The organism is Carboxylicivirga caseinilyticus, assembly GCF_050589785.1.
In the GTDB taxonomy this organism is placed as follows: domain Bacteria; phylum Bacteroidota; class Bacteroidia; order Bacteroidales; family Marinilabiliaceae; genus Carboxylicivirga; species Carboxylicivirga caseinilyticus.
The window spans coordinates 50,932-61,609 of sequence record NZ_JBNGOX010000035.1; the positions used below are offsets into that span (position 1 = coordinate 50,932).

Genomic DNA, 10,678 nt, shown 5'->3' on the forward strand with positions numbered 1-10,678 from the left:
AAACTTATAAAAACTGAATTTTTGTAACTAATGCGTTTAATTCTATTACTAAAGAATGTTTTGTTTAAATTGTAAAATTAATATTCAGTATTACAATGGAATAGATTATTATCTCAAAAATTGTTCGAAAAATAGTGTTACGTTTTATAGTATAATGGTATTAACTATTGCCTTTAGCTGGATATCTTTTCCAGAAATGAGGAGTGAAAGGGATATTGGAGAACATTCGGCTAGAATTCAATTGATTAATTGATTTAACTAGCTTATGATGAAGAAAAAAATGAATGAGGGAAAGTCTTACTTGAGAAGTGAGTCTTTTGAAGCGTTTCGTAGTTTCTATAAAGATTCTGCCCAAAGTGGGGAAACTTTAAGTTCTGCATCACCAATTAAATTGCGTTCAACCCGTAGTTTAATTACACGCAGAACTACTTTGTTGCGCGAGTCTTTTAAACCGGATGTAAATGTGATGGCGACTTCTTTGCTGGTGCCATCAGAATTATCGTGGGCATTAAATTGTGTCCCGCTTAACTTAGAAATGTTTAGTTCATTACTGGCTTCACATTCAAAAATTATTGAGCTTTCTAATAAAGGAAGTCTTACTGCACCAAGGTGTAGTTTTATTAATTCAGTAAAGGGAGCGTTGGTGGAAAACCTGATTCCGAAACCAGATATTTTGGTTAGTTCCTCTGCCTATTGTGAAGGGGTTAGTTATGTGTTTGAGGATTTCAGGAAAGAATTTGGGACTGATCATTTTCATATTGATTTACCAGTATACGCTGATAAGGAATCGGTACCTGAATTGGCAGTTCAGTTGAAAAACCTGTTTCTGAAGATGGCTGATTCTTTAGGAATAAGTCACGAAGAGGCTTTGGGGAATTTTAAGAAGGTTATGTACAACAGTACGTTGGCTCGAAAAGAATTCCTAGAATTATGGCAGTTCAGACATGAAAATGGCCCGGTTGATTTGGGATTGGAGCCTTTGCATTGGCACATGCAGTTTTTGCCAATGTGGGGTGATGAAAAAGCGGTTGGTATCTGTCAGCGCTTGAAAGAAGAGTTTGTAGATCATGTAAGTAATTATGAACATGATGATGAAGCCGTACCCATCGGATTTTTTGGATTGATACCTTATGGAAGAACTGAAATGTGGAGTATACTAAAAGAGAATAAAGCATACATGGCATTTGAAGGAGTCAATTTTTTGGGTGATTATATTTTACCCAACATTGAAAATTTTGAAAGTCTTACAGTTGATGAGTTGTTTCAGAATTTGGCTCATAATCTGATAAGCGTGCCGATGCGAGGTGGAAATATCATAGAAAAATCTGACTTTTTTATGAAGGAAGCTTCTGATATGGGTGCAAAAGGTATGATGATTATTTCGCATGAACATTGTCAGTTGTTGGCTCCTCGTCTCCATGAATTGGAAGATCAGGCAACGAAGAATAACCTTAAAGTGGTATCGTTGGGCGGTGATTGTATTTTAGGAATGCCAAAGGGACCAACCAACTTTCGTTTGCGAACCTTTTTAACATCAATAACCAATGTAAAAGCAAATGAGCTTGATTATAAGAGTTTGAATCCAGTGAAAGAGCAGACTCTGGCTGGGTATCGCCTGGGAGTTGATTTTGGAAGTGGCTTTAGCAAGTATATGTTGCTGGATGAGAAACTGGATGTGAAATTGAGTGGAGTAGTTTCATCAGGTATAGATTATCCTGGTTTGTTACATGATATCACTCGAAAATTAGCTATTGACGGACCTGTTCGGCTTGGCGTTGCAGGTATTGGTAGTGATAATCCTATCTTTAAAAATCTGGTACATAGCCAAACAACCGAAATTAACGCACTGATAGGTTCTTGTCGTCAACTTTTTCAGCAACGTGAGAATCTTCTGGTTATTGATATAGGTACTCAGGACGTTAAAATTTTGCATTTTGATAATATGTATGATGCTCCCTGGATTAATACTAATAAGAGTTGCGGGGCTGGTACAGGAATGGTGTTAGTTCAGATTTTGGAACGTTGGAAACAGACCATGCCTAATGTAACATTTGATACCTTGGATAAATGGGCAATGGAAGCAACCGAAAGTGAAGTGATCAACACAACATGTGGAATTTTTGCAGTAACTAATGTTGTGTCGGCATTGGTTCAGGCATCAGAAGAAAGAAGAAAATCAATTTTACGAGGTTTATATGATTATGTGGCAACACAGGCAATTAAATTACTGCCTTCGCAATTACAACGCGGGCATGAAGTTTATTTAACGGGAGGTGTTGCCAGTCATGAAACACTAAAAGAAGTGTTTCGACAACGTGGTTTTACATTAATTAATCCCGAAAAGGATATCCATCCACAATTTTTAGTGGCATTTGGAACGGCCCTTTCGGTTCCTAATTCTTAAATATTATGAGCGTTTTCAGTCTTGGAGTAGTATTAATTGTTTTAGCAGGCGTACTTTGCTGGTTTATTGTCTATTGGGCATTTCGCAAATCATTCGTACTCCTGATCGGCTCTTTGTTTTTAGCTGTAATTGATGCTGTGGCTTGTTTTGCCTTTGTTGTAGGTAATCAGGGATTGGTTCATTTAATATGGGCAGTGCCTGTTTCTATTGTTCTTATTGTATCTTCTTATTTTGTGTTATCAAAAAAAGTTAAGGATCCGATTCAACATTTGACGAATATATTACAAATGATGAGCGAGAAAAACCTGAAGGAAGATGTCAATGAGAAGTTTCTAACAGAAGCCTATGAGATTGGTAATATTGCAGGGGCAGTAACAAAGCTTTTGGATTCTAATCGATTAATGGTAAAGTTGATGGATGATAGTTCATCTGTTTTACTTGGCTCGAGTTCGAATATAACATCCAGCTCATCAAGTATTAGTTCGGGAGCATCAGAACAAGCCAGTGGTATTGAAGAGATTTCAACATCAATTGAAGAAATGACAGCTAATATTGCTACCAATGCTGATAATGCTAAGAAATCACAAACATTATCTGCTCAGGCACAAAATCAACTAGAATTATCATTCCAAAAAGTAAAGGAAAATGTGGAGTTGATGAGAAAAATAGATGAACAAACAGCTTTTGTTAGGCAAATAGCTGAACAAACAAATATTTTGGCACTTAATGCATCTATTGAGGCCGTTAAGGCTGGCGATGCAGGAAAAGGATTCTCTGTAGTGGCGAAGGAGGTGAGGTCATTGGCTGAACAAGCCAATCAGGCTTCCACTAAAATTGTTACAATGGTTAAAGATGGTGTTAATCAGGTAAACGAGGTGATGGATGAGATTACCTTATTGGTTAATAAAACAAGTGAATCATTAAGATTAGTGCAGGAAGTGGCTGCTGCCAGTGAAGAAATGAACATTGGTGCCAATCAGATTAATTCAGCTATTCAGGAACTTAATAATGTTGTTCAGGAAAATGCAGCTTCAGCAGAAGAGTTAAGTGCTTCATCTACACAGTTATTGGATGAAGCCAAAGGCTTGAAAGGTATTGTAAATACTTATCAGTATAAAATAATGGCTAATTAGTCAGACAATATAATCTACTAATATGCGTTAAAGATTATAACTTTCATAAGTCAAGTTTTAATTCAACTTCATAGGGTGTCTTTTAGGCACCCTTTTTTTATTCATCAAATTCATGTTTCTTATATTTTAAGTGAGAATATTTTTCATTCTATTAAAACATTTTTATTTGCAATTGTTACTATAGCAGTAAATAATCATGATGACTGAAGTTAAAAAGAAAAAAATTACTCGAAGCGGTCTCAAGGAGGCTTTTCAACTTTATAAATTTATTAAGCCATACAGGCTCCAATATTTCATAGGTATTCTTTTTTTATTGGGATCGAGCCTTGCCTCGTTAGCTTTTCCAAAGTTATTGGGAGATTTAATTACGGCCGGAAGTAAAGGTTTATTAGCTGAAAAAATAAATGGTTTAGCGTTAATTATAGGAGTAGTGTTAATCTTACAATCCTTGTTTTCGTATTTCAGAACTTATCTGTTTGTGAAAGTAACAGAAAAAGCCTTGGCTGATCTTCGACAATTTACTTTTAATCATCTGATAAAATTACCACTGGCCTTTTTTGAAAGGAGAAGAGTCGGCGAATTAAATAGCAGATTATCTGCTGATATTTCCTTACTTCAGGAGTCCTTAACTACTACTTTTGCTGAATTTCTGCGACAGTTAATTACAATAATTGGTGGTATTGGAGCAATGGTTTACATTCTTCCAAAACTTACGGTGTTTATGTTGGCAGTAATTCCTGCAGTAGTTTTGTTAGCTGTAGTTTTTGGTCGTTTTATAAGGAGATATTCAAAAAAAGCACAGTCAGAAGTTGCCGAGTCTAATACTATTGTTGAAGAGACACTCCAGGGAATACAGAGTGTTAAATCATATGCCAATGAGTTTCTGGAAATGGCCAGGTACAAAAAGAAAACAAATGAAATTGCTCAGGTAGGAGTAAAAGGAGGTGTATACCGTGGAGCTTTTAGTTCATTTATGGTTTTTGGAATGTTTGGTGCATTAGTGGCAATTATTTGGCGGGGAGCAACTTTGATTGCATCGGGTGAAATGGATGCAGGTGAATTATTTTCATTTGTTTTTTACTCTGGTTTTATTGCCGGTTCAATTGCCGGTTTAGCAAGTTTATTTGCACGGATTCAAAGATTTTTGGGAGCAACAGAAGATTTATTTGAAATAACAGGTGAAGTAGTAGAAGATTTAGAAGAAATAAAAGAGATAAAGCCTTCTGATCGCCTTAAAGGGGGAATAGAATTCCGAAATCTATCTTTTGCATACCCAACCCGACCTGATTCAAAGGTTCTAAAAAATGTAAGTTTCACCATAGAGCCAAATCAAATGGTTGCCTTGGTTGGAGCCAGTGGTGCCGGAAAAACAACCATAACATCGTTGCTTTTCAGATTGCATCATGTTGAAGAAGGAATGATTTGGTTTGATAATAAAGATGCTGCATTTTTTTCCCTTTCAATATTAAGATCACAGATGGCTTTGGTTCCACAGGATATATTCCTTTTTGGAGGATCGATAAGAGAAAATATTGCCTATGGTAAACCAGATGCATCGGAAGAAGAAATTATCAATGCAGCTAAAAGTGCTAATGCCTGGGAGTTTATCGAAGATTTTGAGGACGGTTTGGAAACAATAGTAGGAGAGAGAGGTACTCAACTATCAGGAGGACAAAGACAGAGAATAGCCATAGCACGTGCATTATTACGTAATCCAAGAATCTTAATTTTAGATGAAGCAACTTCTGCATTGGATTCTCATTCCGAGAAATTGGTTCAGGATGCACTTAAAACCCTTATGAAGGGCAGAACAACTATTGTCATTGCTCATCGCTTATCAACCATTATAAATGCAGATCAGATTTTTGTGTTGGAAAAAGGAGAAATAGTTGAGAAAGGAACACATGTTGAATTGTTGTCAAAAGATAATGGTGTGTATAAGAAGCTTTCGAACCTTCAAGGTATTGAACAACAGATATTATCATGATGCTTTTAATCGACATAAATAGAGGGTTTTAGCTTATTGTGTTAAAAATATATTACATCAAATAATCCTGTGCCGATATCTATTAAATATCTTGATTAAAAACAGTGAAAAACCTGTATCATTGGCTCAAATGCAGTATTTTATCAGTTAAAACACTATAAATATATATATTGGTTATCTGTAAGTTGTAATCTGTGAGTTGTTGATTATTATGGGTTATTAATATGGATAAATGTAAATTTCTTTCATAGTTACACATCTAAATCCTATGAATATGAAAGAAAAACATTTATTTATGTTGATTTTAGGAGTGCTGTTATTTACAGGCTTCATACAGGCTCAACAAAGAACCATAACGGGTGTTGTAACATCCTCAGAAGATGGTTCTGCAATTCCAGGAGTATCTGTTTTAGTTAAAGGAACAACTATTGGAACAATAACAGGAAGTGATGGTGCATATGTTTTAAATATACCATCGGATGCTCAGGTTGTGGTTTACTCTTTTATTGGAATGTCAACTCAGGAACATAATGTATTAGGTTTGGATAAGCTTGATATTATACTGGTGCCTGATGCCATTGATGTTAAAGAGGTAGTTGTTACTGCTTTAGGTATATCACGCGAGAAGAAAGGACTGACTTATGCTGTTGAGAAAGTCAGTACAGATGATATGATTAAGGCGAAGGAGACTAACTTTGTTAACAATCTGACAGGGAAAGTTGCAGGGGTGCAAGTGACACAATCAAATGGATCAATTGGTGCTTCTTCTAGAGTCATACTTCGAGGTTGGTCATCTGTAACAGGTAATAATGAGCCTCTGTTTGTTATTGACGGTATTCCTATTGATAATAATAATTACTCAAGTGCTGCCGATGGATTTAGTCGGGGAGGTATTGATTATGGTAATGCTGCCATGGATATTAATCCCAATGATATTGAAGATATCTCAGTACTAAAAGGAGGAACAGCCGCGGCTTTGTATGGATCTCGGGCAGCTAATGGAGCTATTATTATTACTACTAAAAGTGGTAAAGATGCCAAAAATAAATTTGGTGTTTCTTATAATTTCGCCGTTTCAATGTCTTCGCCTTTAGTACTTCCTGATTATCAGAATAAGTATGCTCAAGGTTATGTAAATTTGGGTCTTGGTTGGGCTGTTGATGCTCTTGGATATGCTCCTGATGAAAGCTGGGGCCCCGAAATGGATGGACGAATGGAACTTCATCCGATTACAGGTGAAATGGTTCCGCTTACTCCCAAGCCCGATAATAGAAAAGATTTTTATGATACTGGTGTAATCTATACTAATAACCTGGCAATAGTTGGGAAATCTGATCAGTTCGATTATCGGTTTTCATGGACAAATCTGGATCAGAAAGGTATAATGCCAACCAGTACATTTAAAAAGAATCAGTTTTCGTTCAACGGTAGTTTTAAGCCAAATGATCGCTTAAAAGTTTCTTCATCAGCCAATCTTGTGTTATCTGATGCTCACAACCGTGATCCTCAGGGACAATATGATTACGGTGGTATAAACATGATGTTTTTATGGTCGGGTCGTAACTTCGATTGGCGCGAGATGCGTAATCTGAAAGATGAGAATGGTCAATATATGGGGTTTTATTACTCCGATTGGTGGGATAATCCCTGGTTTATCCTGGAACAAAACCCAAATGATGATAGCCGCACCCGCTTTTTTGGCAATATAGAAACCGAGTTGAAAATAGCAAAAGGACTATCACTGATTGGAAGAATAGGTATTGATACTTATAATGATAACAGAGCTGAAAAATTTGCTTTTGGTGGCTTTAGTACTGATAAAGAACGTGGTGGTTTTATCAATTACTTTGTGGATTCGGAACAGATTACTTCGGATTACTTTTTATCGTATAGTGGAAAGATTACTGAAGATATTGATATAAATGCCATTCTGGGACATAATATTAATCAGCGTATTTTTAGTGATGCCAGAATCGAAGCAGCTTCATTAATAAATAATGGTTTGTATAGCCTTGATAATGCCACAAGTGTTCAAACAACCGATTTTAAATCGATACGACGATTATACGGCGTTTATGCCTCCTTGAATTTTGGATTTAAGAACTTTTTATTTCTCGATTTAACGGCTCGTAACGATTGGTCATCAACGTTACCAAAAGATAATAACAGTTATTTCTATCCATCAGCAGGATTGGGCTTTTTATTTACCAATTTATTGGATATTGATCCTTCCATATTAAATCATGGTAAAATACGTGTTAATTGGGCACAGGTAGGTAATGATGCTGCACCATATCGAATTCAAAGTGTTTACGAACGTACAGATGTTCATGATCCTCTAAGTGATAATCTGAAATTTCCAATCGGCCAGGTAAATGGTTTTTCAGTTGAACAATCGAGAAAAAATCCAAACCTTAAGCCAGAAATGCAAACAAACTTTGAGATTGGTACCGAACTATATTTTGTAAATAATCGCATTGGTCTTGATTTGACTTATTATAATCAAACAACAAAAGATCAGATAATCAGACATGCCGTTTCAGCCAGTACTGGTTACAGTCAAAACTACATTAATGCTGGAGAAATAGAGAATAAGGGTGTAGAAGTATTGCTTCGTTTGAATCCTGTAAAAACGGATAATTTTAGTTGGGATATTGATTTCAACTATTCAAGAAATAGAAATAAGGTACTAAGTCTTACTGAGGGTGTTGATGCCATTACTTTACCCGGAGGATTTACCAGTCCAAGTATTCAGGTTAGGGTAGGTCAGCCATATGGTGTTATCTATGGTTCTTATTTTGAGAAAGATCCGGATGGTAACTTGATCGTTAATGAAACAGATGGATTGCCTGTAATTCAAAATAATCCAAGAAAAATAGGAGATCCAAATCCAGATTGGATGGGAAGCGTAAGAAATACTTTTAAATATAAGAATCTTTCATTAAGTGTTTTGTTTGATACAAAACAAGGAGGAGATTTATATTCAACGTCAATTGCTATTTTAAGATATTCAGGTCAGGTAGCTGAAACTGAAACAATGTTTGGTTATACAAGAGAAGATGAATTTGTTATTCCAAATTCAGTTAATATGATTGAGGATGCACAAGGAAATGTAAGTTATGTGCCTAATTCAACTCCAACTACCATTAATGATTATCATTGGCACAACTTATTCTCCGTTGATGATCAGTTTGTTTTTGATGCTTCTTATATTAAGCTTCGTGAGGTTACTCTGTCATATCAGTTACCAGTTGATTTGTTAAAGAAAACCAAATTTTTCCAAAGTGGAAGTGTTTACGCTTCCGGACGAAATCTATTGTTGTTCGGAACAAATATCCCACATATTGATCCGGAAGTAGATGCTGGTGCTACAACAGGAAACCTTCATGGTTATGAGTATGCAAACAGTCCTTCTACAAAGAGTTTTACATTTGGTTTAAATCTTGAATTTTAATTTAAAAGCAAGAATTATGAAGAAAATATCTATATATAGTCTCGTAGCCTTCACTTTATTAATCTTTGTGGGAGGCTGTGAATCTGATTTTTTGGATGTAAATCAAAATCCAAATGATCCAACAGAAGTAGAAACCGAATATTTAGTAGCGGCCGCCGAAGGAGCCCTGGCATATTATATGGGATTTGAAGTTAATCGTGATGCCTCATTAATATGTCAGCAATGGTCAAGCATATATACTCAATATTGGGATGTTGATAAATACAGGTTATTACCAACAGATTTTGATAATCACTGGAGCAATTTTTATGGTCAGACTTTATCTGATTTAAATGCTGCAATTAAATTATCAGAGCAACGTAATTCACCTAATATAAAAGCAGTTTGTATGTTGTTGCAAGCATATACATATCAAGCCATAACAGATATGTGGGGTGATGCTCCTTTTTCGCAGGCTATGCAGATTGATGAATATATTACACCTGCCTATGATAATGTTTCTGATATCTATCCGGCATTGCTTTCAATGATTGATGATGCTATAGATCTGATGGAGGGAGAGGAAGAACCCACTCTGTTATTACAGGATGTAATTTATAATGGAGACCTTACCAAATGGAAGGCATTTGCTCAAACACTCAAGCTAAGGTTGATGATGAGAATGAGTAATACTGATGAGTTTACTTCTTCAGATCTCACAGCTTTAATTGCTGAAGGTGGATTTATTGAGTCCAATAATGGAAATGCAATATTTACTTATGGAACTACAACAAATAATTATAATCCACTCTTCGAACGATTTACTTCTGCTGGTAGGTCAAATGATTTGGCTCCATCTTCAACTATTGTTGATTTAATGAATGACACTAATGATCCAAGACGAACAAACTATTTTGAACTTGCTTCTGGAACAACTGAATATATAGGTAATCCGAATGGGTACGGAGCAATAACAACTGAAAATTTATCAAGGTTACCTTCATGGTGGTATGATAGAAATGATCAGGCCGGAATGTCGAGGCCAACCTTATTAATGACCAGTTCAGAAGCATATTTTCTTTTAGCTGAAGCTGCAGCACGGGGCTTTTCTTCAGGTGATGTAAATGACTTATACAATCAGGCAGTTACTCAATCTATGTTGCAATGGGAAGTTCCTGAAGAAGATATCTCAACTTTTCTTTCTAATAATTCATATGTTGATCTGGATGGATTATATGTGCAGAAATACATATCACTTTATGATCAGGGCTTGGAAGCTTATAGTGAGTGGAGAAGGAGTGGTCTGCCAGTTTTAGCTGTGGCTGCAAATAGCCAGAATGGAGATCGCATACCAGTACGTTTTCCTTATCCTTACGATGAGTTTAGTACCAATTCTGATAATGTTCCCGATGATGATATAAACACTCCAATATGGTGGGATAGATAATTAATTTACATGAAGCCAGGGATATATCTCTCTGGCTTTCTTTTGGATTATCAAAAAAAATGTTAAATTTATATGTCCCATATTTCATAATCCAAAAAATTCCGCCTTGAAAACCAAGTTAGCTAATGTGTTTATTGGCTTACTTTTACTGTTCGTATATTCATGTTTTAATAAAACTGCTCATTGGTGGGCGCTTAAAACCCACTGATTATTAATTGTTTATTTTTAAGTTCTTTGACATTTTTGTAATCGTATTTCGTAAGCACCTCTCTTA

General features: G+C 35.7%; 5 protein-coding genes. All 5 read left to right on the top strand.

All coding sequences use genetic code 11. The features are described from left to right. Window positions 1–265 precede the first annotated feature (265 nt). The 5 genes from ACRD62_RS16490 (at window position 266) to ACRD62_RS16510 (ending at window position 10,404) form a co-directional block, all read left to right on the top strand. On the top strand, window positions 266–2,404 hold the full coding sequence (locus tag ACRD62_RS16490) for a 2-hydroxyacyl-CoA dehydratase (protein ID WP_430821219.1): 2,139 nt from the start codon (window positions 266–268) through the stop codon (window positions 2,402–2,404). 5 nt (window positions 2,405–2,409) lie between these two features. After that, window positions 2,410–3,537, top strand: a complete 1,128-nt coding sequence (locus ACRD62_RS16495) for a methyl-accepting chemotaxis protein (protein ID WP_430821220.1) — start codon at window positions 2,410–2,412, stop codon at window positions 3,535–3,537. Window positions 3,538–3,733: 196 nt separating this feature from the next. Continuing rightward, window positions 3,734–5,524: an ABC transporter ATP-binding protein gene (locus tag ACRD62_RS16500; protein WP_430821221.1), complete on the top strand. Its 1,791-nt coding sequence runs from the start codon at window positions 3,734–3,736 to the stop codon at window positions 5,522–5,524. Window positions 5,525–5,798: 274 nt separating this feature from the next. After that, the gene (locus ACRD62_RS16505; RefSeq protein ID WP_430821222.1) at window positions 5,799–8,978 is read left to right on the top strand and encodes a SusC/RagA family TonB-linked outer membrane protein; all 3,180 of its coding nucleotides are present in this window, start codon (window positions 5,799–5,801) and stop codon (window positions 8,976–8,978) included. Between the two features lie 16 nt (window positions 8,979–8,994). Further along, window positions 8,995–10,404, top strand: a complete 1,410-nt coding sequence (locus ACRD62_RS16510) for a SusD/RagB family nutrient-binding outer membrane lipoprotein (protein WP_430821223.1) — start codon at window positions 8,995–8,997, stop codon at window positions 10,402–10,404. Window positions 10,405–10,678: the final 274 nt, after the last annotated feature.